This window comes from Acidovorax sp. JHL-9, assembly GCF_000426205.1.
In the GTDB taxonomy this organism is placed as follows: Bacteria; Pseudomonadota; Gammaproteobacteria; order Burkholderiales; family Burkholderiaceae_C; genus Acidovorax; species Acidovorax soli.
The window spans coordinates 22,579-43,858 of record NZ_AUEX01000033.1; the positions used below are offsets into that span (position 1 = coordinate 22,579).

At 58.9% G+C, this 21,280-nt stretch carries 21 protein-coding genes; 19 read left to right on the forward strand and 2 right to left on the reverse strand.

The window, feature by feature from the left end; translation table 11 throughout:
• The first annotated feature begins 265 nt into the window (after positions 1 to 265).
• Positions 266 to 1,912: a methyl-accepting chemotaxis protein gene (locus K225_RS22630; RefSeq protein WP_080746175.1), complete on the forward strand. Its 1,647-nt coding sequence runs from the start codon at positions 266 to 268 to the stop codon at positions 1,910 to 1,912.
• Here the strand turns inward: K225_RS22630 and nagR are convergent.
• The gene (gene nagR / locus K225_RS0116930) at positions 1,879 to 2,784 is read right to left on the reverse strand and encodes a naphthalene degradation transcriptional regulator NagR (RefSeq protein WP_026437493.1); all 906 of its coding nucleotides are present in this window, start codon (positions 2,782 to 2,784) and stop codon (positions 1,879 to 1,881) included. The two genes, K225_RS22630 and nagR, sit on opposite strands and share 34 nt — an antisense overlap.
• Before the next feature lie 116 nt (positions 2,785 to 2,900).
• Here nagR and nagAa point away from each other — a divergent pair, with 116 nt between their 5' ends.
• The 18 genes from nagAa to K225_RS0117020 all read left to right on the forward strand — a co-directional run bounded on the left by nagAa (position 2,901) and on the right by K225_RS0117020 (position 19,328).
• Positions 2,901 to 3,887, forward strand: a complete 987-nt coding sequence (gene nagAa, locus K225_RS0116935) for a naphthalene 1,2-dioxygenase/salicylate 5-hydroxylase systems ferredoxin--NAD(P)(+) reductase NagAa (RefSeq protein WP_026437494.1) — start codon at positions 2,901 to 2,903, stop codon at positions 3,885 to 3,887.
• A gap of 45 nt (positions 3,888 to 3,932) precedes the next feature.
• Positions 3,933 to 5,204 carry a salicylate 5-hydroxylase large oxygenase NagG gene (gene nagG / locus K225_RS0116940; RefSeq protein ID WP_026437495.1) on the forward strand — a complete coding sequence of 424 codons (1,272 nt, stop codon included), beginning with the start codon at positions 3,933 to 3,935 and terminating at the stop codon, positions 5,202 to 5,204.
• Between the two features lie 2 nt (positions 5,205 to 5,206).
• A complete protein-coding gene (nagH, locus tag K225_RS0116945) occupies positions 5,207 to 5,692 on the forward strand; it encodes a dalicylate 5-hydroxylase small oxygenase NagH (RefSeq protein ID WP_026437496.1) in 486 nt (161 codons plus the stop codon).
• Positions 5,693 to 5,702: 10 nt separating this feature from the next.
• Positions 5,703 to 6,017: a naphthalene 1,2-dioxygenase/salicylate 5-hydroxylase systems ferredoxin NagAb gene (gene nagAb, locus K225_RS0116950; protein WP_026437497.1), complete on the forward strand. Its 315-nt coding sequence runs from the start codon at positions 5,703 to 5,705 to the stop codon at positions 6,015 to 6,017.
• A gap of 86 nt (positions 6,018 to 6,103) precedes the next feature.
• A complete protein-coding gene (nagAc, locus tag K225_RS21920) occupies positions 6,104 to 7,447 on the forward strand; it encodes a naphthalene 1,2-dioxygenase system large oxygenase NagAc (RefSeq protein ID WP_026437498.1) in 1,344 nt (447 codons plus the stop codon).
• A 14-nt stretch (positions 7,448 to 7,461) separates the two neighbouring features.
• Entirely contained in the window at positions 7,462 to 8,046 is a 585-nt protein-coding gene (gene nagAd / locus K225_RS0116960) for a naphthalene 1,2-dioxygenase system small oxygenase NagAd (RefSeq protein WP_026437499.1), read from the forward strand.
• A gap of 63 nt (positions 8,047 to 8,109) precedes the next feature.
• The gene (gene nagB / locus K225_RS0116965) at positions 8,110 to 8,889 is read left to right on the forward strand and encodes a 1,2-dihydroxy-1,2-dihydronaphthalene dehydrogenase NagB (RefSeq protein WP_026437500.1); all 780 of its coding nucleotides are present in this window, start codon (positions 8,110 to 8,112) and stop codon (positions 8,887 to 8,889) included.
• 48 nt (positions 8,890 to 8,937) lie between these two features.
• The gene (locus tag K225_RS0116970; protein WP_026437501.1) at positions 8,938 to 10,389 is read left to right on the forward strand and encodes an aldehyde dehydrogenase; all 1,452 of its coding nucleotides are present in this window, start codon (positions 8,938 to 8,940) and stop codon (positions 10,387 to 10,389) included.
• A gap of 25 nt (positions 10,390 to 10,414) precedes the next feature.
• Positions 10,415 to 11,323, forward strand: a complete 909-nt coding sequence (gene nahC, locus K225_RS0116975) for a 1,2-dihydroxynaphthalene dioxygenase (protein WP_026437502.1) — start codon at positions 10,415 to 10,417, stop codon at positions 11,321 to 11,323.
• Positions 11,324 to 11,395: 72 nt separating this feature from the next.
• On the forward strand, positions 11,396 to 12,031 hold the full coding sequence (locus tag K225_RS0116980) for an OmpW family protein (RefSeq protein ID WP_026437503.1): 636 nt from the start codon (positions 11,396 to 11,398) through the stop codon (positions 12,029 to 12,031).
• A 57-nt stretch (positions 12,032 to 12,088) separates the two neighbouring features.
• Positions 12,089 to 13,126, forward strand: a complete 1,038-nt coding sequence (locus tag K225_RS0116985; RefSeq protein ID WP_026437504.1) for a dihydrodipicolinate synthase family protein — start codon at positions 12,089 to 12,091, stop codon at positions 13,124 to 13,126.
• A gap of 182 nt (positions 13,127 to 13,308) precedes the next feature.
• A complete protein-coding gene (locus K225_RS0116990; protein ID WP_032489823.1) occupies positions 13,309 to 13,908 on the forward strand; it encodes a 2-hydroxychromene-2-carboxylate isomerase in 600 nt (199 codons plus the stop codon).
• Between the two features lie 58 nt (positions 13,909 to 13,966).
• Complete coding sequence (gene gstA, locus K225_RS0116995; protein ID WP_026437506.1) at positions 13,967 to 14,572, forward strand: glutathione transferase GstA; 606 nt, start codon at positions 13,967 to 13,969, stop codon at positions 14,570 to 14,572.
• A 230-nt stretch (positions 14,573 to 14,802) separates the two neighbouring features.
• A complete protein-coding gene (locus K225_RS0117000; RefSeq protein WP_228771123.1) occupies positions 14,803 to 15,843 on the forward strand; it encodes a cupin domain-containing protein in 1,041 nt (346 codons plus the stop codon).
• A gap of 33 nt (positions 15,844 to 15,876) precedes the next feature.
• Entirely contained in the window at positions 15,877 to 16,578 is a 702-nt protein-coding gene (locus K225_RS0117005; RefSeq protein ID WP_026437508.1) for a fumarylacetoacetate hydrolase family protein, read from the forward strand.
• A gap of 11 nt (positions 16,579 to 16,589) precedes the next feature.
• The gene (gene maiA, locus K225_RS0117010; RefSeq protein ID WP_026437509.1) at positions 16,590 to 17,228 is read left to right on the forward strand and encodes a maleylacetoacetate isomerase; all 639 of its coding nucleotides are present in this window, start codon (positions 16,590 to 16,592) and stop codon (positions 17,226 to 17,228) included.
• A 194-nt stretch (positions 17,229 to 17,422) separates the two neighbouring features.
• A complete protein-coding gene (locus tag K225_RS0117015) occupies positions 17,423 to 18,316 on the forward strand; it encodes a Bug family tripartite tricarboxylate transporter substrate binding protein (RefSeq protein ID WP_161125183.1) in 894 nt (297 codons plus the stop codon).
• Between the two features lie 16 nt (positions 18,317 to 18,332).
• A complete protein-coding gene (locus K225_RS0117020; RefSeq protein WP_026437511.1) occupies positions 18,333 to 19,328 on the forward strand; it encodes a tripartite tricarboxylate transporter substrate-binding protein in 996 nt (331 codons plus the stop codon).
• Between the two features lie 375 nt (positions 19,329 to 19,703).
• Here the strand turns inward: K225_RS0117020 and K225_RS21100 are convergent, their stop codons facing one another.
• The gene (locus tag K225_RS21100; protein WP_048805410.1) at positions 19,704 to 21,077 is read right to left on the reverse strand and encodes an IS5 family transposase; all 1,374 of its coding nucleotides are present in this window, start codon (positions 21,075 to 21,077) and stop codon (positions 19,704 to 19,706) included.
• Between the last annotated feature and the right edge of the window lie 203 nt (positions 21,078 to 21,280).

A 21,280-nucleotide genomic window follows, 5' to 3' on the forward strand; every position in this document is an offset into this window, starting at 1 on the left:
TTCATCAAGCCCAAGAGGATCAACCGTGACCATCGTTCTTCAAATTCAGAGCTCGTTCAGAGCTCGTGCGCAATGTGCTGCGGCACCTTACCAGCATAACCGTCTTACTGGCGACAGTCGTCATCACGGTGCCTGCGGACTCGGCAGAACAGTTTCCCACCAAACCGATCAAGATCCTGGTCGGCAGCCCGGCAGGCAACCTTTCTGACGTGCCTGCTCGTTTCATCGTGCAGAAGGTACCCTTTCCACTGAAGGAACACAACCCATGCCCCAATTCACCCTGCGCCAGAAATTCTTGTTCGGCATAGTCGCCGTGCTCACGGTGTCGCTGCTGGTGATGCTGGGGGGGCGATTCCTCGGCAAGGCCGCGCGCTTCCACCACCTGGAGCGAGACCATCTCAACGTGGTCATGCAGATAGAGCTCGCCATGCAGCGGGCGAGTTCGGGTGACACGGCCCCGGCGGTTGGCAAGGACCTGCTGCTCAAGCCGATCGAGCACGGGCAGTGGCTTGCCGCGCAGGTCGATGTGGAGTTGTTCAAGGTCGAACAGGGGCTGTTCCGCCTGCTCGGCTTCAATGACGTCATTGACTTGCCGCGCAAGGGCATTGACGATCTGGAGCGCATGAAGAAAATCATCGAGCTCGAGCCTGGCAGCACCGTGAGCCCGGCGCTGGTCGAGCGGCTGCGGCCCGACATGGCGGTGGTACAGGAAAACGCCGACCGTTTCGCCCCGCTGGTGGCCGAGGCGGTCGGCTTCATCAAGGCGCTTGTCTTCAGCATCAACCTGCTGGGCGGTCTGGTGCTGCTGGCCTCCTTTTGGGCTATCCGCAAAGCGGTGCTCGGGCCGCTGGAGGAGGCGCTGCGGCTGGCGGGCCAGATTGCCCAGGGCGACCTCACGGGGCAGATCGTGACGCGTTCGAACGACGAAGTCGGCCAATTGATAACCGCCCTGGCGGACATGCAGGGCAGCCTGTCCAGCATGGTGGCCCATGTGCGCCAGAACGCCGAGAGCCTGGAGGCGGCCAGTTCCGAGATTGCCCAGGGCAACCACGACCTGTCGGCGCGCACCGAAAGCCAGGCCAGCTCCCTGGAAGAAACCGCCGCCAGCATGGAGGAGTTGGGCTCCACTGTGCGCCAGAACGCCGACAACGCGCGCCATGCGAACCAGCTCGCGCAAAGCGCCAGCACCGTGGCCGTCCAAGGCGGTGAAGCCGTGGCCCAGGTGGTCAACACCATGACAGGCATCAACGAAAGCTCCCGCAAGATCGCCGACATCATCAGCGTCATTGACGGCATCGCCTTCCAGACCAACATTCTGGCCCTGAATGCCGCCGTCGAGGCCGCCCGAGCGGGCGAACACGGTCGCGGCTTTGCCGTGGTGGCCACCGAAGTGCGCAGCCTGGCCCAGCGCAGCGCCGAGGCCGCCAAGGAAATCAAGACCCTGATCAACGACAGCGTGGGCCGGGTCGAGCAAGGCAGCGCCTTGGTGGACCAGGCCGGCACCACTATGAGAGAGGTCGTGGACAGCATTCGGCGCGTGACCGACATCATGGGCGAGATCAGCGCGGCCAGCACCGAGCAGAGCCAGGGAGTAGCGCAGGTGGGCGAGGCCGTCACCAATATGGACCAGGCAACGCAACAGAACGCGGCGCTGGTCGAGCAGATGGCCGCCGCGGCCTCCAGACTGAAGGGTCAGTCCGAAGAGCTGGTGCAGACGGTGGCGGTGTTCAAACTGGCGGACGATGGCAGTTCCGACCCGGCTGCCTACGCACAAGACCAGTCGCATGGGAGAACTGCGCCGCACCGGTTGGCAGACCACCGACATCCTGATCCTCAGCCATGGCCGACCGCGGCAGTCAATATGGGTTTGCTGGAAGCTTATGCTTCAGAGAAAAGCTCGACGAACAACTGACGTAGCCACATGTTGCCCGGATCCCGGTTGTACTTGGCATGCCAAAACAGGTTGATGGCGATGTCGGGCAGCTTGGCCGGGTGCGGGGATGTCGTCAGACCAAAAGGCACTTCGCAGCGAACGGCAAAACGCTGCGGCACGGTCGCGATGAGGTCGGTGCTGTGCAGAATGGGGCCGATCGCAATGAAATGCGGCACCACCAGCCGCATGCGCCTTTTGATGCCTGCGCGTTCGAGCAGGCCATCGACCTCACCGTGTCCGGTGTTGAGTGCGACCACGCCGACATGCTCCAGTTCACTGAACTGTTTCAGGCTCATGGGGGATTTGGCGCTTGGATGGTCCTTGCGGAACATGCATACGTAGCGGTGGCGAAAGAGGCGCCGCTGGAAGAATCCGGTCTGTAGCTCTGGCAGAAGACCCAAGGCGAGATCAACCGCACCGGACTCCATATCCTCCTTCAGATTGCCAGCATTCGGGCGCAGCGTGCTGATCTGGATGTGAGGAGCTCGTTGCGCAAGCGCTTCCATCAGTGGGGGCATGAAGTACATCTCGCCGATGTCGGTCATTGCCAAGTTGAAGGTGCGCGTGCTGGCAAATGGGTCGAAAGAGTCACGGGTCGTCAGTGCCGTCTGCAGCGTGTTGAGCGCATAGATCACGGGCTCCGCAAGATGCAGTGCATACGGTGTCGGCTCCATGCCTTTTGAGGTGCGCAAGAACAAATCGTCCTTTAGCGCCGCACGCAGCCGTTTAAGTGAATTGCTGACGGCAGGCTGCGTCAGCCCCAGTTTTTCGCCGGCCGTCGATACGCTCCGGTCGAGCAGTAGCTGGTTGAAGACCACCAGCAGATTCAAGTCGATGTCGCGCAGATCCATGATGCCTCACCATTATTCATGCTGGTGATTTTAACTATCAGACTTGATCTATAGCGCTATACCGATCGACGCGCCAGAATCGCAGCCATTCGGAGACAACTGAAAAAAGAGCTTGCATGGAACTGGTAGTAGAACCCCTCAATTTGCATCTGAACGCGGAGACCGGCAGCACCCTGCTTGACGTGCTCAGGTCCAACGAGGTCCCCATTTCTTATAGCTGCATGTCGGGCCGCTGCGGCACTTGCCGTTGCCGTGTGATTGCCGGCCATCTTCGCGATAACGGCCCCGAGACAGGGCGCCCGCAGGCAGGAAAGGGGGCCTATGTCCTGGCCTGTCAGGCGGTACTGATCGAAAACTGCACGATCGAGATTCCTGAATCTGACGAGATCGTGGTTCACCCGGCGCGCATCGTCAAGGGGACGGTCACAGCGATAGACGAAGCCACCCATGACATCCGGCGCCTGCGCATCAAACTGGCCAAACCGCTTGAGTTCAGCCCTGGCCAGTACGCAACGGTGCAGTTCACGCCCGAATGCGTCCGCCCCTATTCGATGGCCGGGCTGCCTAGCGATGCGGAAATGGAGTTTCAGATTCGCGCGGTTCCGGGCGGGCATGTCAGCAACTACGTTTTCAATGAACTGTCCGTAGGCGCTTCGGTGCGGATCAGCGGCCCCCTCGGAACGGCCTATCTGCGGCGCACGCACACCGGCCCCATGCTTTGTGTGGGGGGTGGAACAGGTCTGGCGCCCGTCCTTTCGATCGTTCGAGGCGCACTGGAAAGCGGGATGAGCAACCCCATCCATCTGTACTTCGGTGTGCGGAGCGAGCAGGACATCTATGACGAGGAACGCCTTCACGCATTGGCTGCAAGGTTTCCGAATCTCAAGGTGAATGTCGTTGTTGCAACAGGCCCTGCCGGCCCTGGTCGTCGATCCGGCCTGGTCACCGATCTGATCGGCCGTGACTTGCCCAATTTGGCGGGATGGCGCGCCTACCTGTGTGGCGCTCCGGCCATGGTCGAGGCCCTGAACCTGCTCGTTGCTCGCCTAGGCATAGTACCCGGGCACATCCATGCCGATGCGTTCTATCCCAGCGGCGTCTGAGCGAAGGCACCATGCGAACCCAATTCAACCCAAGGATACCAAGCCATGAGTGAACCCCAACGATTAAAACCCGTGTTTCCCCAAGATCCGAAATGGCCGGGCGAAGGTAGCAGCCGCGTTCCCTTCTGGGCCTACACCCGCGAAGACCTGTACAAGCGCGAATTGGAGCGCCTGTTCTATGCAAACCACTGGTGCTATGTAGGCCTGGAAGCCGAGATTCCGAATCCAGGCGACTTCAAGCGAACGGTGATCGGTGAGCGCTCGGTCATCATGGTGCGTGATCCGGATGGCGGCATCAACGTGGTGGAGAACGTCTGCGCCCACCGTGGCATGCGCTTTTGCCGCGAGCGCCACGGCAACGCCAAGGACTTCTTCTGCCCCTACCACCAGTGGAACTACAGCCTCAAGGGTGACCTGCAGGGCGTGCCCTTCCGCCGTGGCGTCAAGCAGGACGGCAAGGTCAACGGCGGCATGCCCAAGGACTTCAAACTCGAAGAACACGGCCTGACCAAGCTCAAGGTGGCCGCCCGAGGCGGTGCAGTGTTTGCCTCTTTTGACCACGATGTCGAGCCCTTCGAGGAGTTCCTGGGCCCAACCATCCTGCATTACTTCGACCGCGTCTTCAACGGCCGCAAGCTCAAGATCCTGGGCTACCGCCGCCAGCGCATCCCGGGCAACTGGAAGCTGATGCAGGAGAACATCAAGGACCCCTACCACCCGGGCCTGCTGCACACCTGGTTCTCGACCTTCGGGCTCTGGCGCGCCGACAACAAGTCGGAACTGAAGATGGACGCCAAGTTCCGCCACGCCGCAATGATCTCCACGCGCGGTCAGGGCGGCAAGAACGAGGAGGTCGTGTCCGGCGTGGACAGCTTCAAGGAACAGATGAAGGTGAACGACCCGCGCCTGCTCGACATCGTGCCCGAGCCCTGGTGGGGCGGTCCGACTGCGGTGATGACCACGATCTTCCCCAGCGTGATCATCCAGCAGCAGGTCAACAGCGTATCGACCCGCCACATCCAGCCCAACGGTCACGGCTCCTTCGATTTCGTCTGGACCCACTTCGGCTTCGAGGACGACAACGAGGAGTGGACCCAGCGCCGCCTGATCCAGGCCAACCTGTTCGGGCCGGCGGGCTTCGTGTCGGCCGATGACGGCGAGGTGATCGAGTGGTCGCAGGAAGGCTTTGAGCAAAAACCGACGCACCGCACCGTGATCGAGATGGGCGGTCACGAAATCGGCGACACGGACCACATGGTCACCGAGACGCTGATCCGCGGCATGTACGACTACTGGCGCAAGGTGATGGGGGAATAAACATGGTCGACTTCAAAACCTATTTCGAACTGCTGAACCTGTACAGCGACTACGCCATGGTGTGCGACTCCGCCAATTGGGAGAAGTGGCCTGATTTCTTCATCGAGACCGGCACCTACCGCCTGCAGCCGCGCGAGAACTTTGAGCAGGGCCTGCCGCTGTGCCTGCTGGCGCTGGAGAGCAAGGCAATGATCCGCGACCGGGTGTACGGCGTCAAGGAAACCATGTACCACGACCCCTACTACCAGCGCCACATCGTGGGCACGCCGCGCGTGCTGTCAGTGGAGCGTGACGCGGATGGCGAGCGCATCACCGCCGAAGCCAGCTATGCCGTGATTCGCACCAAGTACGACGGCGATTCCACGATTTTCAACGCCGGCTATTACCGAGACGTGATCGTGCGCACGCCCGAGGGCCTCAAGCTGAAGTCGCGCCTGTGCGTTTACGACAGCGAAATGATCCCCAACTCTGTGATCTATCCAATCTGAGGCGACGCACATGACTCAGAACTGGATTGATGCAGCTTGTCTTGACGACATCCCTGAAGGCGATGTGGTCGGCGTCAAAGTTAACGGCAAGGAAATTGCGCTCTACGAGGTCGAGGGGGAGATTTATGCCACCGATAACCTGTGCACGCACGGCGCTGCGCGCATGAGCGATGGCTTTCTCGAAGGCCGGGAAATTGAATGCCCTCTGCACCAAGGTCGATTTGATGTCTGCACAGGCAAAGCCTTGTGCACCCCCCTGACAAAGGACATCAAAACCTACCCCGTCAAAATTGAAAACATGCGCGTGATGCTCAAAATGGAGTAAGACTGCTTTCAATCAGGAGGCTGAATTCGGACCAATCAACCAAACCATCCAATCCACCCATTAGCCAAAAAACGGAGACATTAATCATGATTTATGAAAATTTGGTGAGTGAAGCAGGGCTGACGCAAAAGCACCTGATTCATGGCGACAAAGAACTTTTCCAGCACGAATTGAAGACCATCTTCGCGCGAAACTGGCTTTTTCTGACCCATGACAGCTTGATTCCCTCCCCCGGCGACTATGTCACAGCCAAAATGGGTGTCGATGAAGTCATCGTCTCCCGCCAGAACGATGGCTCGGTGCGAGCCTTTTTGAATGTTTGCCGTCACCGGGGCAAGACACTAGTTCACGCTGAAGCCGGAAATGCGAAAGGCTTTGTGTGCAGTTACCACGGCTGGGGCTTTGGCTCCAACGGCGAACTGCAAAGCGTTCCCTTTGAAAAAGAGTTGTACGGCGATACGATCAAAAAGAAGTGCCTGGGCTTGAAAGAAGTCCCCCGCATCGAAAGCTTTCATGGCTTCATTTACGGTTGTTTTGATGCAGAGGCCCCCACGCTTGTCGATTATCTGGGTGATGCAGCCTGGTACTTAGAACCCATCTTCAAGCACTCTGGTGGCCTGGAACTTGTAGGCCCCCCCGGCAAAGTGGTGATCAAGGCCAACTGGAAGGCTCCTGCGGAAAACTTTGTGGGTGACGCGTACCACGTTGGTTGGACGCACGCATCGTCTTTGCGCTCAGGTCAGTCGATATTTACCCCTCTTGCGGGCAACGCTATGCTTCCACCCGAAGGCGCGGGCTTACAAATGACCAGCAAGTATGGCAGTGGAATGGGCGTATTGTGGGACGGCTACTCCGGTGTCCACAGTGCTGACCTGGTTCCCGAAATGATGGCATTCGGCGGCGCAAAACAGGAAAAACTCGCCAAGGAAATCGGCGATGTCCGGGCACGGATTTACCGCAGCCATCTAAACTGCACGGTTTTCCCGAACAACAGCATTTTGACCTGCTCCGGTGTCTTCAAGGTCTGGAACCCGATCGATGAAAACACGACCGAGGTTTGGACGTATGCCATCGTAGAAAAAGACATGCCTGAGGACTTAAAGCGTCGCTTGGCTGACGCGGTTCAGCGCACTTTCGGACCAGCAGGATTCTGGGAAAGCGACGACAACGACAACATGGAGACGGAGTCGCAAAATGCCAAGAAATACCAATCCAGCAACAGTGATCTGATTGCCAATTTGGGTTTCGGCAAGGACGTCTACGGCGACGAATGCTATCCGGGCGTCGTTGCCAAATCGGCAATCGGCGAAACCAGCTATCGCGGATTCTACCGTGCCTACCAGGCTCACATCAGCAGCTCCAATTGGGCCGAGTTCGAAAACACCTCCCGAAATTGGCACACCGAACTCACCAAGACGACTGATCGCTAATCCAGGAGCCAATCATGATGATCAATACCCAGGAAGACAAGCTGGTCTCCGCGCACGACGCCGAAGAATTTCACCGTTTCTTCATCGTACAAGATGATGCACTACTGCAAGAAGTCAACACGCTCCTGACCCGCGAAGCGCACCTGCTGGACATTCAGGCCTACAAAGCCTGGCTTGAACACTGCGTTGCCCCCGAGATCAAATACCAAGTGATCTCGCGAGAACTTCGCTCCACTTCCGAGCGTCGATACCAACTGAATGATGCGGTGAATATCTACAACGAGAACTATCAACAGCTGAAAGTTCGAGTTGCACACCAGATGGATCCTCAGAACTGGGCCAACAGCCCGAAGATCCGCTTCACCCGCTTCGTCACCAATGTCACGGCGGCCAAGGACAAGAGCGCACCGGAAATGCTGCATGTGCGGTCCAACCTCATTCTCCATCGCGCCAGACGAGGAAACCAAGTTGACGTCTTCTATGCAACGCGTGAAGACAAATGGAAACGCATCGAAGGTGGTGGTATCCAACTGGTGGAACGTCTTGTGGACTACCCGGAGCGCATTCTCCAGACCCACAATCTGTTGACCTTCCTGTGAACCCTGGGGATGCCTGCCTTGATGGCGGTCATCCTTGATTGTTTTAAACGGAAATTTATTGACATGAGCACACAGCAAGTTATTGCCATTACTGGAGCCGGCTCGGGCATCGGGCTGGAACTGGTTCGATCCTTCAAAGCAGCTGGCTATTGCGTGTCCGCACTTGTTCGCAATGAGGAACAAGAGGCGGGTCTTCGCAGTGAATTCAAAGATGCCATTGAGATCGTGGCGGGCGATGTCCGTGATCACGCCACTAATGAAAAGCTGGTCAACAAGGCGATCGCCAGGTTCGGACACCTCGACTGCTTCATCGGAAATGCCGGGATATGGGATTACATGTTGGGCGTCGACGAGCCATGGGAGAAATTCTCTGACAGTTTCGACGAGATATTTGACATCAACGTCAAAAGCTATTTCAGCGGCATCAGCGCGGCCTTGCCGGAACTCAAAAAAACGAACGGATCGGTCGTAGTGACGGCTTCCGTTTCTTCCTATGCGGTCGGCGGCGGCGGCTCTTGCTACATGGCCAGCAAGCATGCAGTGCTGGGTATGGTCAAGGCGTTGGCCTACGAATTGGCCCCGCACATCCGGGTCAATGGCGTTGCGCCAGGTGGTACGGTCACTTCTTTGGCGGGGCCGGCAAGCGCCGGTTTCGACAAAACCAAAATGAAAGACATGCCCGGCATCGATGACATGATAAAGGGCCTGACCCCCTTGGGGTTCGCAGCAAGGCCCGAGGACGTGGTAGCACCGTATCTTTTGCTGGCCTCCCGGGAACAAGGGAAGTTCATCACTGGCACCGTAATCGGCATTGATGGCGGCATGGCGCTCGGCCGAAAGTGAATTTTCAATCAAATTAGATTTTTCAACCCCATTCCCAGGAGACAACCCATGAAGACGAAATTGTTTATCAACAACACCTGGAGCGCTTCGAGTGACAAAAAGTCATTTGATCGCAAGCACCCTGTCAGTGGCGAGGTCGTGACCCAATGCGCGAACGCCACGGTGGACGATGCGGTCAATGCGGCTCGAGCCGCTCAAGAGGCGTTCAAATCTTGGAAGGCCGTTGGGCCTTCGGAGCGGCGGCGCCTTCTTTTGAAGGTGGCAGACGTCATGGAGAGCAAAACGCCCGAGTTCATCGAAGTGATGGCCAAGGAAGTGGGAGCCTCCGCGCTGTGGGCGGGGTTCAACGTGCACCTGTCGGCCAATGTATTCCGGGAAGCCGCCTCACTAGCCACCCAAATTCAAGGCGAAACCATTCCGACGGACAAGCCTGACACCCTGTCGATGACGCTGCGTCAGCCGGTTGGCCCCATCTTGAGCATCGTTCCCTGGAACGGCACCGCCGTGCTCGCGGCGCGGGCCATCGCTTATCCGCTGGTCTGCGGCAATACCGTTGTGTTCAAAGGCTCCGAGTTCAGCCCCGGCACGCACGCTTTGATCACCAAGTGCCTGCAGGAGGCCGGCCTGCCTGCTGGCGTGCTCAATTATCTGAACTCCTCCCCGGACCGGTCGCCCGATATTGCAGATGCGCTGATTTCGTCTAAAGAGATTCGTCGCATCAACTTCACGGGCTCCACTCGCGTGGGGCGCATCATCGCCCAGAAATCGGCCCAGCATCTCAAGCGTTGCTTGCTGGAGTTGGGCGGCAAGTCCCCGCTGATCGTTCTGGACGACGCTGACATCGACGCGGCGGTCAAGGCAGCGGTGTTCGGCAGCTTCCTGTTCCAAGGCCAGATCTGCATGTCCACCGAACGCCTGGTGGTCGACGAGAAGATCGCGGACGAATTTGTCGCGAAATTCGCCGCGAAAACCAAGCAGTTGAGCGCAGGCGATCCATGCGTCACCGGGGACTGCATCATCGGCCCGATGGTGTCGCCCAACTCGGGGGACCGGATCAATGCTCTGTTCAAAGATGCCATCGATAAGGGCGCCAAGGTCGTGTGCGGCGGCATGGCCGAGGGTGCAGTCATGCCCGCCACGATCCTGGACCACGTGACAGCCAACATGCAGATCTACGATGAGGAAACCTTTGGTCCCATCACTGTGGTTATCCGGTGCAAGAGCGAAGCGGACGCCATCCGCATTGCCAATGACAGCGCCTACGGCCTGTCATCGGGCGTGTTTGGCCGGGACGTGAACCGGGCTCTGCGCGTGGGCATGGCGATCGAATACGGCTCGGTCCATATCAACGGCTCCACCGTACAGAACGAGGCTCAGGCGCCTTATGGCGGAACAAAGGCCACCGGTTATGGCCGCTTCGACGGACGCGCGGTGATCGACGAGTTCACGGAACTCAAGTGGCTGACCATTGAACCATTCGAGCAGCAGTATCCCTTCTAAGCTGAAGCAACAAAGGAGTTAAACCATGAACAAGCCAGCAACTGTCATTGAATTGGGGTACATGGGCATTTCGGTCAAGGATCCCGCAGCGTGGAAATCCTTTGCCGCAAACATGCTGGGACTTCAAGTCCTCGATGAGGGTGACAAGGATCGCTTCTATCTGCGAATGGACAATTGGCACCATCGGATCGTGGTTCATCACAACGGTCAAGATGACCTTGAATACCTGGGCTGGCGTGTCGCCGGTCAACCGGAATTCGAGGCATTGGGTCAAAAGCTCGTGGACGCAGGCTACAAAGTCCGCGTGTGCGACAAAGCCGAAGCACAAGAACGGATGGTGCTGGGCCTGATGAAGACAGAAGATCCGGGGGGCAACCCGACCGAGATTTTCTGGGGACCCCGGATTGACCTGAACAACCCCTTCCATCCCGGTCGTCCCTTGCACGGGAAATTTCTAACCGGTGATCAGGGCCTGGGCCACTGCATCGTGCGTCAGAACGATGTTGAAGCGGCACGTAAGTTCTATAGCTTGCTGGGATTTCGTGGAGATGTCGAGTACCGCCTTCCTTTGCCCAACGGCATGACGGCTGAGTTGACGTTCATGCATTGCAATGCTCGCGATCATTCCATCGCTTTCGGTGCAATGCCTGCGGCCAAGCGCCTCAATCATCTGATGATTGAATACACTCATATCGAAGATTTGGGTTGCACACACCAGCTTTTCACGAAGGAAAAGATTGACATTGCCTTGCAATTGGGCATCCATTCCAACGATAAGGCGCTGACGTTCTACGGGGCAACACCTTCCGGCTGGCTGATAGAACCTGGGTGGCGAGGCGCCCCCGCCATTGCTGAATCGGAATATTACGTCGGCGACATTTTCGGCCACACCATCGAGGCCACCGGTTATGGATTGGACGTCAAACTGAGCTAGCCATGTAACAGATGCGAAATCGATCGCATCTGTTTTCCCCATTCAGTTCCATATAAAAAAAAGGAGACAATGATGATCAAAGAAGCCATTTCCCTCGCAGGACTTGGGATGCTGATGCTCAGCACCGCATATGCCGAGGATTCCCGTTGGTCATATCGCATCGGCGCCACCAACGTAGCCTTCGATGCGAGCGCCAAAGTTTCGATTGACGGAACAAGGGTTCCGGGTGGAAGCGCTGACGCTAGTGACAACAACGCTTTGACATTTGACTTCGGCTACATCATTAACGATAACTGGAACGCGCGATTAATTTTTGGCATTCCACCCACCACAAAAGTGACAGGCGCAGGCACGCTGCCTCCGATTTTGCTCGGTCGTGTTCAATATGCTCCTGCGGTTTTGTCGGCGACCTACAACCTGCCGCAGATGGGATTGATTCGCCCGTACGTGGGGGCGGGGATCAACTACACCCGAATTCTGAAAAGCAAAGATGCCAATCTGACCTCATTCGATGCAGATCATGCGTGGGCACCTGTGCTCCACATCGGTGCAGAAGCGAACATCAACCGCGACTGGTTCGTCAGCTTTGATATCCGAAAACTTTATCTGAAAACAGATGCATCGGGGTTTCTTGGGCCTCAAGTTGCTACAGCCCGCGTAACGTTGAATCCGCTGCTAACCTCGATTGCGATTGGCCGGAGATTCTGATCGGTCCACATTGATTCCCAAATTCTGTTTGCATCACCATTTTCAAGGGAAATTTTAATGACAAGAAAGACGAACAAAGCGGTGCGCCTGACTGCCGCGGATATTCAAGGCGCATGGGTCATCATGCCGACCCCGTCCACGCCGGATGCCTCGGACTGGCGCAGCACGCACACGGTCGATCTCGACGAGACGGCCCGGATTGTCGAGGAGTTGATTGCGGCCGGCGTCAATGGCATTCTGAGCCACGGCACCTTTGGCGAATGCGCGACGCTGACGTGGGAGGAGAAGCGGGATTTTGTTTCAACGGTCGTGGAAACCGCGCGCGGTCGAGTGCCCTACTTCTGCGGCACAACGGCCTTGAATACCCGTGAAGTCATACGCCAGACCCGCGAATTGATCGACATTGGCGCCCAAGGAACAATGCTCGGCGTGCCGATGTGGGTGAAGATGGATCTGCCTACTGCCGTGCAATTTTATCGCGATGTGGCGGAAGCAGTGCCAGATGCAGCCATCGCTGTCTACGCCAACCCGGAGGCTTTCAAATTTGATTTTCCTCGCCCGTTTTGGGCCGAAATGTCCAAAATCCCGCAGGTTGTCACAGCCAAGTACTTGGGCATCGGGATGCTGGACTTGGATCTGAAATTGGCCCCAAATATTCGCTTCCTTCCGCATGAGGATGACTACTACGCTGCGGCCCGGATCAATCCCGAGCGCATGACTGCTTTCTGGTCTAGCGGTTCCATGTGCGGCCCAGCGACCGCCCTTGTGCTGCGCGATGAGGTGGTAAAGGCCAAAAATACAGGTGATTGGGCCAAGGCCAAGGCTATTTCAGATGACATGCGCGCAGCCGATGCCACACTGTTTCCACGCGGCGATTTCTCGGAATTCTCAAAATACAACATTGGCCTCGAAAAAGCACGAATGGACGAGGCCGGCTGGCTCAAGGCGGGGCCGTGCCGGCCACCCTATACGCTGGTTCCCGACGAATACCTTGCAGGTGCCCGAAAATCAGGCAAGGCCTGGGCCGCACTGCATACCAAGTATGCCAAGGAATTGAGGAAAACCAAAACGGCAACCAACTCGAAAAAGAAGTAAGTCCAGGCCCTGAGTCAGACATCTCCGATCAGCACAACCTGCTGATCTGGAGGTTTTCTGGATTAGTGCAGTCGGCGAGTTAAAAATATGCCAGTACAGAGTGGAAGCGCCACAAGCGCAGGGTGCACCGATCGCCCTGAAGCAATCTCACACTATTGCCATCTTCTCTTTGTTGGGAGTGCATGATCGTGATGGTCGATTTTTATTTCGATTTTTTGAGCCCATTTTCGTATCTGGCCAACCACCGTTTGTCGGTGCTCGCCGGGCGTTATGGATTCTCCATCCAGTATCACGCCATTGATTTGGCGCGAGCAAAAACGGCCATTGGCAACATCGGGCCATCCAATCGGGACCTCAAGGTCAAGCTTGACTACTTAAAGGTGGATTTGCAGCGATGGGCCGATCTCTATAGGATTCCGTTGGTTTTCCCCCCTAACTTCAACAGCCGCCGGGTGAATGCCGGACTGTATTACCCGGCAGCCAGGGAGCGAGCCGCTGAATATGTTCGCCTTGTTTTCGATTCGGCTTGGGGGAAAGGGTGGGCACTGGATGCTGATAGCTTGCTGGCTGAGGTATGCGACAAGCTAAACTGGGATCTCGGTGAATTTGAAGATTTTTTGAACAGCGAAAATGCCGCCAAGGCATACGACGAAGAGACGCAGGCGGCCATTGACCGAAAGGTTTTCGGGGTTCCCACCGTGTTTTGGGATGATCAAATGTGGTGGGGAAATGACCGCCTTTTCATGCTTGAGAGCAGGTTGCAAAAGGAAACGCAACCATAAATTCTCAGTGCATCGATTTTTCTGATTTTTCAACCACGCCTTGATTTTAAGGAGTCTCATGAAGCTTTATTACAGCCCCGGCGCATGTTCATTGTCGCCTCACATCATCCTTCGTGAAGGTGGATTTGACTTTCAGCTAGAAAAGGTTGATCTCGGCACCAAGGTGACTGAGACTGGTGTTGATTACAAGACCGTCAATCCCGTGGGCAGTGTCCCCGCTTTGCAAATGGATGATGGGCAGGTGCTCACCGAAGGGCCGGCCATCGTTCAATACCTCGCTGACCGTGTGCCAGAAAAATGCCTGGCACCGGCAGCTGGCTCGCTGGAGCGTTACCGACTGATGGAATGGCTGAATTTCATCTCCACCGAATTGCATAAAAGCTTCGGAGCGCTGTTCAGCCCGGTGTTTCCACAGGATGCCAAGCCAGTCATCAAGGCCCAATTGGAAAGCCGTCTTGCCCATACCGAGCAGATGCTCGGTGACAAGGTTTGGGCCATGGGGAACGACTTTTCCGTGGTGGACGCCTACTTGTTTACTGTGCTTGGCTGGGGGGCTTACGTGAATGTGGACCTTTCGCCTTGGCCCGGCCTGCAAGGCTACCTCAACCGCGTGGCTGAACGTCCAGCAGTCCGGGCCACATTGTCGGCTGAAGGTTTGATCTGATTTTTTTAGAGAAATAAATAAAGCATGGCCAGCCTCCATGAGCGGCCAGCCATGCCGCGGGGCAGCCGTGGGCAGCGGCCTCGATCAAATTTCGATGCACACAGATTACGAGCCCCTTTTTCCGACTGCGGTCGGATTCAGAAATTGCCGATACTTGCTTTGGTCTGATCGAAGCGTGAGGGATATCGGCTTCCCCTATCCACATGCTTGATGAAGAGGAGCGTATCACCATGAGTCACGAACTTGGCCGACTGGAAGACCTGCCGCAGGACTACCGAGACGAACTCAAACAACTTAACCTGGTGCCGCTATGGCCCAGCCTACGCGCGGTGCTGCCGCCCAATGTCCCGACCCGCCAGACGCAGCCGACTTACTGGTCCTACCAGACGCTCAAGCCGCTGCTGCTCAAGGCCGGTGAGCTGACCCCCATTGAGAAGGCCGAGCGCCGCGTGCTGGTGCTGGCCAACCCCGGCCACGGCCTGGAGAAGATGCAAGCCAGCGCCGCCATATACCTGGGCATGCAGTTGCTGCTGCCCGGCGAGTGGGCGCCCAGCCACCGCCACACCCCCAACGCGGTGCGCATGATCGTGGAGGGCGAGGGCGCCTACACCACCGTGGATGGCGAGAAGTGCCCCATGAGCCGGGGTGACCTCATCCTCACGCCCACCGGCCTGTGGCACGAGCACGGCCACGACGGCAACGAGCCCGTGGTGTGGCTCGATGTGCTGGACCTGCCGCTGGTGTACTACATGGAGGCCAGCTACCACATCGACGGCGAGCGCCAGCAGGTCGACCCCGGCCGGGGCGACTGCGCCTGGACCCGTGCGGGCGTGGTGCCAACCCCCGTGTTCCAGCGCAGCGACAAGCGCTATCCTCTCTTGCGCTACCCTTGGGCCGACACCCGTGCCGCCCTGCTGTCGCTGGCGGCCGACCAGCCTGAGCAGGAATGCGTGCAGGTCACCTACGTCAACCCCGAAACGGGTGACGACGCCGAGAACATCCTGGGCTTCTACGCCCTGATGCTCAAGCCCGGCCAGACCCTGCGCCTGCCCGTGCGTTCGCCCGCCGTGGTGTTCCACCAGATCGAAGGCCGCAGCGAGGCGCGCATCGCCGAGTCCACCTTCGCCCTGAGGGAAGCCGATACCTGCTGCGCCCCCGGCTACACCGAGGTGACGCTGAAAAACCTCTCAGCCGACCAGCCGTCCTTCATCTTCATGGCCGACGAATCGCCCCTGCACCGCAAGCTGGGCGTCTTTGAAAACCGCGGCTGAGCCGCCGCGAAGCACCACACAACAGGAAAGCAAGTGAGCAACTACCTCTGGAACCCGCCTCCCGTCCAGTCTCTGCCCGTTCGTGGCAAGACCGAGCGCTTCCCCATCAACCGCATCTTCTGCGTCGGCCGCAACTACCACGCCCACGCGGTGGAAATGGGCCGTCCGGTCGACAAAAGCGTCGAACAAGCGTTCTACTTCACCAAATCGCCACAAACCCTGGTGGAAAGTGGTGCGACCGTGGCCTACCCGCCGCGCACCAGCAACTACCACTACGAGATGGAGCTGGTGCTGGCGATCGGCAAGCCCGGCTTCCGCGTCAGCGAAGACCAGGCGCACGAGTTGATTTACGGCTACGCCGCCGGCCTGGACATGACCCGGCGCGACCTGCAACTGGTGGCACGCGACAAGGGCCGCCCCTGGGACACCGGCAAGGACATCGAGGAAGGCTCGGTCTGCTCCGAGATCGTGCCGATGCAAGGCGTGGTGGTGGAGCAGGGCGCGATCGCCCTGGAAGTCAACGGCCAGACCAAACAGTCGTCCAACGTGGACAAGCTGATCTGGAACGTCCGCGAGATCATTGCCGACCTCTCCACCTACTACCACTTGCAACCCGGCGACCTGATTTACACCGGCACGCCCGAAGGCGTGGGCGCCGTGGTGGCGGGTGACAAGATCATCGGCCGTGTGGAAGGCATTGCCGAGATCAGCCTGACCGTCGGCCCGGCCGAGTGAGCCTGCACGCGATGAAGCTGTACAACTTCTGGCGCAGCGGCACGTCACACCGGCTGCGCATCGCGCTCAACCTCAAGGGCGTGCCCTACGAGTACCTGGCCGTGCACCTGGGCAAGGAAGAGCACCTAAAGGACGCCTTCAAGGCGCTGAACCCACAGCAGTTGGTGCCCGCGCTGGACACGGGCGCGCAAGTGCTGATCCAGTCGCCGGCCATCATCGAATGGCTGGAGGAACAGTACCCCACGCCCGCGCTGCTGCCGGCCGACGCCGACGGCCGCCAACGGGTGCGCGCGCTGGCCGCCATCGTGGGCTGCGACATCCACCCCATCAACAACCGCCGCATTCTGGAGTACCTGCGCAAGACGTTCGGCGCCGACGAGGCCGCCATCAACGCCTGGTGTGGCACCTGGATCAGCGCCGGTTTCGATGCCTACGAAGCACTGCTGGCGGTCGACCCGAAGCGCGGCCGCTACAGCTTTGGCGACACACCCACGCTGGCCGACTGCTACCTGGTGCCGCAGGTGGAAAGCGCCCGCCGCTTCCAGGTGGACCTGACGCCCTACCCCCTGATCCGCGCAGTGGACGCGGCCTGCGGCGAGTTGGACGCATTTCGGCGCGCCGCGCCAGCTGCTCAACCTGATTCGGCTTGACGAAAAATACGCCGCCTTCGCCCTAATAAACAGTTCGTAGCCCTGCCCAGTGACAAGTATCAATGAGCAATAGTGAAAATGTAAGGGGAAAGATTATGAAACATATTCTGACCCGACGAGCAGCCCTGAGCACTTTGGGCTCCCTTGGAATCGGGGGCCTTCCGGGCATGAGCTTGGCGCAATCCGGCCCTGGCGTGGCCACGATCGTGATTGGACTCGCCGCAGGCGGAGCGACCGATATGGCTGCCCGCCGGTTGTCTGAGGGAATGCGCGGTGCCTATGCTTCCAGTGTGCTCGTCGACAACCGCACGGGGGCGGGTGGTCGAATTGCGATCCAGCATGTTAAGGCCGCGGCACCAAACGGCGCGACACTTCTGCTGACGCCTGCATCCATGATGACGCTATACCCTCACACGTACAAAGATCTGGGATATGACCCGGTCAAGGACTTTGTGCCGGTCGGTATGGTTTCGACAAGCGAGGTTGGGTTTGCGATCGGGCCCGCTGTCCCGGAATCGGTTGGTAGCCTCAACGACTACTTGGCCTGGATCAAGAGTAACCCTGATTCTGCCACGTTTGGCCATGGTGCCACCGGCTCTGGACCGCATTTCTTGGGCGAGCTGCTCGGGCGGCTTTTGGGCGTGAAAATGGTGCAGACAGGCTTCCGCGGTTCCCAGCCTGCGATTGTGGACCTGTTGGGGGGGCACATCCCGGCGGTGGCCGCGCCCTTGGGTGAGTTCCTCCCTCACATGAAGACCGGCAAGATCCGGGTGCTGGGCGTGACTGGCGCCAACCGCTCTCGTTTCCTGACCAACGTCCCGACCTTCAAGGAGCTCCACATCGCCTTGAGTGAGATGACCGAGTGGTTCGGGGTATTCATGCCCGCAGGCACGCCCGCGCAAGCGGTCCAGCAAGCCAGCGCTGCCATGAAGTCGGCTGTTGCAAACCCGGAACTGGTCAAGGCCTACGCCATGATGGGCATGGAGGCTGGTTGGAGTTCGCCTGAAGGCTTGTCCGATCGATTGAAAAACGACATCAAACGCTGGCAAGCAGTCGCTGAGAAAATTGGTTTTACCGCGCAGTCTTGAGCAGAGGGGGGGCACCATGATCAAACGCCGTGAGTGGATGAAAGCCGCGGGATTTGCCACCTTATCGCTCGGCACTGTAAGAAGCGTCAAAGCCCAACCGGTACCAAAATTACTCAAGATCATCAACGGCTTCCCACCCGGAGGAGTCGTCGATGCGGTTGCACGCCGGGTGGCAGAAGGATTGGCGGTGACGGAACCCGGGGTTAACGTGATCGTTGACAACCGTGTCGGAGCGGGTGGGCGGATAGCTGTGTCCGCCGTCAAGGCAGCCGTCGACGATGGCAGCACCTTGTTGTTCACACCAGACGCCGTGCTGTCCTTGTACCCTTTCGTCTACAGCAAGTTGGACTACGATCCGTTCGCGGATCTGGCTCCCGTAGCCACCGTAGCCACTACGACTGACGCCCTTGCGCTGGGTCCCTTGGTACCGCCTTCCGTGCGTGGGCTCCGGGATTTCCTGGCCTGGGCCAAGGAGCACCCTGAACACGCAAGTTTCGGATCTCCCGGTACCGGTACACCATTGCATCTCTTGGGGGCGCTGGTAGCCAAGGAGGCTGGCGTCTATCTCAGGCACGTGGCTTATCGTGGCGCCGCGCCTGGAGTTACCGATCTGATCGGTGGGCAGATTGCATGCATGGCTGCGCCTACGGGGACGTTCTTGTCTTTCCAAAAGGCGGGGAAATTGCGCATCATCGCAACCTCTGGGCCGCAGCGAACACCCTTCACGCCCGACACTCCCACATTTGCAGAGCAAAAGTTCGGTGCAGACTACCCCGCTGGCGATCAGTGGCTCGGCTTTTTTGCTCCATCAGGCGTTTCGCCCCAAACCGTTTCACGCCTTCATCAAATGGTTGCCGAAGCCGTCAATCGCAAGGCGGTTGCGGAGGCTCTTGCCTCCCTGGGCTTGGTAGCACACAGCTTAACGCCGCAGGCCATGGCGTCCAGCCTGCGAAAACAACATGAAAAGTGGTGGGAAGTTGTCAGACGCGTGGGCTTCACCGCCGAGTCTTGAGATGCCATTAACCTCTCGTTTCATCCGCCCACTTTCGCGGCACGCAGTGCTTCGATCTGCTCCTCCAGCGGGCCCCAAACGGGCGAACTCGACATTGCCGCAGTGCTTGCACGCATCGAGCACCGCCGCACGCTTGTCCGTCAGGACCTGGGCTTCCCAGCGCTCGTTGAAATTGCCGACCTTCTGGGCACCTGGCGCAGTTGAATCGGGCTAACTGTCATGACCCTGGCGGGTCACCCTGGATGATGGAAGACACTGTGGGCGTGCAGGCCAGCACGGGTAGAGGTCGGTCAATTCTTTGATGGCACTCGACCGCGATCGCTAACTTGCCCCGTTGCCGACCACTCCTACCCAGTCGGCCCTGAACAACTCGTTTTAGCCGCGAGCCAGCGCGGAGCGGCGCGAAGTCAAGGCGGTGAGCGGCGATGTTGACGTGGGTGCCGGCAAGGCCAGCGTGGCGGTCATGGCGATCAGTCCGAGCAAGGCGCAATAAAGCACCCGCAGGTGCCGCAGGATCATCCGCAAGTTGTGCCCGGCGCCGCACAGCAGAGCGTGCAGCGCGTCGCCACCCGCGCCCTTGAGCCAGTTCTTGCCCAGTAGGCCGTCGGCCTTCATGTGTCCGATCATGGGCTCGACCACCTGACGCCGCTTGAGCAGCTTCTTCAGCCGCTTGGGCAACTTGCGCGTATGACTGATCAGCAGTCGCGCCCAACACGCGGGCTCGACACCGCGGTAGCCACGGTCGGCCAGCGCGATCTTGGGTGTGTGGCCGGTGAGGATCTCGACCAGCTCGAGCTGGCTGTCCACCGTGTGGCCGTCATACGGGTTGCCGGGCATGGAGCGCATGCCCACCACCAGGCCCTCTTTGGCCGTCACTGCGATGGACACTTTCACGCCGAACTCGTAGGGCGTTCTGGCTTTGCCCTTGGCGATGCACTCTGCCTCGGGCGCGTGCAGCGCATACAGCTTGTTCTTGTCGCCGCGCTTTTGCGCGTGCAGTCGAGTGGCGATGTCGAGTTTGGCCTTCAGCCCAGCTCCGATCTCACCGGCCTTGCGTTGCACGTCGCGGATGACCCGGCCCAGCCAAGTCCTCAGCTTCCTGATCTCGCGCTGCATGCGCCGGTACTGCTTGGCATGGGCGTAGCGGCCGGCCTGGTGCTCGGCAGCCTTGCCGACCCGGGCGTAGCTCTGGCGCAGGTCGATCCCAGCGTCTTGCGCAGCCTCGACGAGTTGCTCACGCGCGCGGTTGAGCAGCCGGCTGTCGGTCGGGTGGGCGATGGCCTTGGGCTGCACCGTGGTGTCCAGCACCACATGCTCCAGGCTCTGGCGCTTGATCACTCCGCCCTTGCGTGCAGCTTCGATGGAATGGGCCAGCAGCCACTCGCAGCCGGCCTCGCCAATGCGCTGGCGCCAGCGCACCAAGCTGGAGGGATCGCAGGGCAGCTCGTGCTGGAAGTACCGCTCACCACTGAAGTGCTGCCAGTACGGGTTTTCTCGCCAGCCCTCACACACGTCCTCGTCGCTGAGTGCGTACACGTGCTTGAGGTACAGCAGAGCGGCCATCAGCCGCGTGGGCAGAGCCGGCCGGCCCGTGGTTGAGACGAACTCCGGACTCCATTCGGCTTCAAACGCCTGCCAGTCGATCAGTGCCGCCAAGCGAACCAGCTCGTGACGCTGGTTGATCAGGTTCAGCAGCTCGCTGCGGAACAAGTCGTGATCGGCGCGTTCGTCGGCTGGCTTCGGACCCATCAACACCTCGATGCAGTTTGCAAGGAATTGATATCAATTCGACCTGAACCCTGCAAACCACACCATCGGCATTCACCCCGAAAGCTCAGTGTTCATGCGGGTTAGCGGAAATACTGTTCAGATACGAAGCACCGGCACTGGCTGATGCCGCAAATGGAGCGCTGCGCCGCGATGCCGAACATTGAAGTTGCTCATCTTGCGCT

Coding starts and splice junctions, on each gene's coding strand:
- nagH (WP_026437496.1), top strand. CDS start 5,207: ATGGTCGACTTCAAAACCTATTTCGAACTGCTGAACCTGTACAGCGAC.
- nagB (WP_026437500.1), top strand. CDS start 8,110: ATGAGCACACAGCAAGTTATTGCCATTACTGGAGCCGGCTCGGGCATC.
- K225_RS22630 (WP_080746175.1), top strand. CDS start 266: ATGCCCCAATTCACCCTGCGCCAGAAATTCTTGTTCGGCATAGTCGCC.
- K225_RS0116985 (WP_026437504.1), top strand. CDS start 12,089: ATGACAAGAAAGACGAACAAAGCGGTGCGCCTGACTGCCGCGGATATT.
- K225_RS0116990 (WP_032489823.1), top strand. CDS start 13,309: ATGATCGTGATGGTCGATTTTTATTTCGATTTTTTGAGCCCATTTTCG.
- K225_RS0116970 (WP_026437501.1), top strand. CDS start 8,938: ATGAAGACGAAATTGTTTATCAACAACACCTGGAGCGCTTCGAGTGAC.
- nagG (WP_026437495.1), top strand. CDS start 3,933: ATGAGTGAACCCCAACGATTAAAACCCGTGTTTCCCCAAGATCCGAAA.
- nagAd (WP_026437499.1), top strand. CDS start 7,462: ATGATGATCAATACCCAGGAAGACAAGCTGGTCTCCGCGCACGACGCC.
- nahC (WP_026437502.1), top strand. CDS start 10,415: ATGAACAAGCCAGCAACTGTCATTGAATTGGGGTACATGGGCATTTCG.
- nagR (WP_026437493.1), bottom strand. CDS start 2,784: ATGGATCTGCGCGACATCGACTTGAATCTGCTGGTGGTCTTCAACCAG.
- K225_RS0117020 (WP_026437511.1), top strand. CDS start 18,333: ATGATCAAACGCCGTGAGTGGATGAAAGCCGCGGGATTTGCCACCTTA.
- nagAa (WP_026437494.1), top strand. CDS start 2,901: ATGGAACTGGTAGTAGAACCCCTCAATTTGCATCTGAACGCGGAGACC.
- maiA (WP_026437509.1), top strand. CDS start 16,590: ATGAAGCTGTACAACTTCTGGCGCAGCGGCACGTCACACCGGCTGCGC.
- gstA (WP_026437506.1), top strand. CDS start 13,967: ATGAAGCTTTATTACAGCCCCGGCGCATGTTCATTGTCGCCTCACATC.
- K225_RS0117000 (WP_228771123.1), top strand. CDS start 14,803: ATGAGTCACGAACTTGGCCGACTGGAAGACCTGCCGCAGGACTACCGA.
- nagAc (WP_026437498.1), top strand. CDS start 6,104: ATGATTTATGAAAATTTGGTGAGTGAAGCAGGGCTGACGCAAAAGCAC.
- K225_RS21100 (WP_048805410.1), bottom strand. CDS start 21,077: ATGGGTCCGAAGCCAGCCGACGAACGCGCCGATCACGACTTGTTCCGC.
- K225_RS0116980 (WP_026437503.1), top strand. CDS start 11,396: ATGATCAAAGAAGCCATTTCCCTCGCAGGACTTGGGATGCTGATGCTC.
- nagAb (WP_026437497.1), top strand. CDS start 5,703: ATGACTCAGAACTGGATTGATGCAGCTTGTCTTGACGACATCCCTGAA.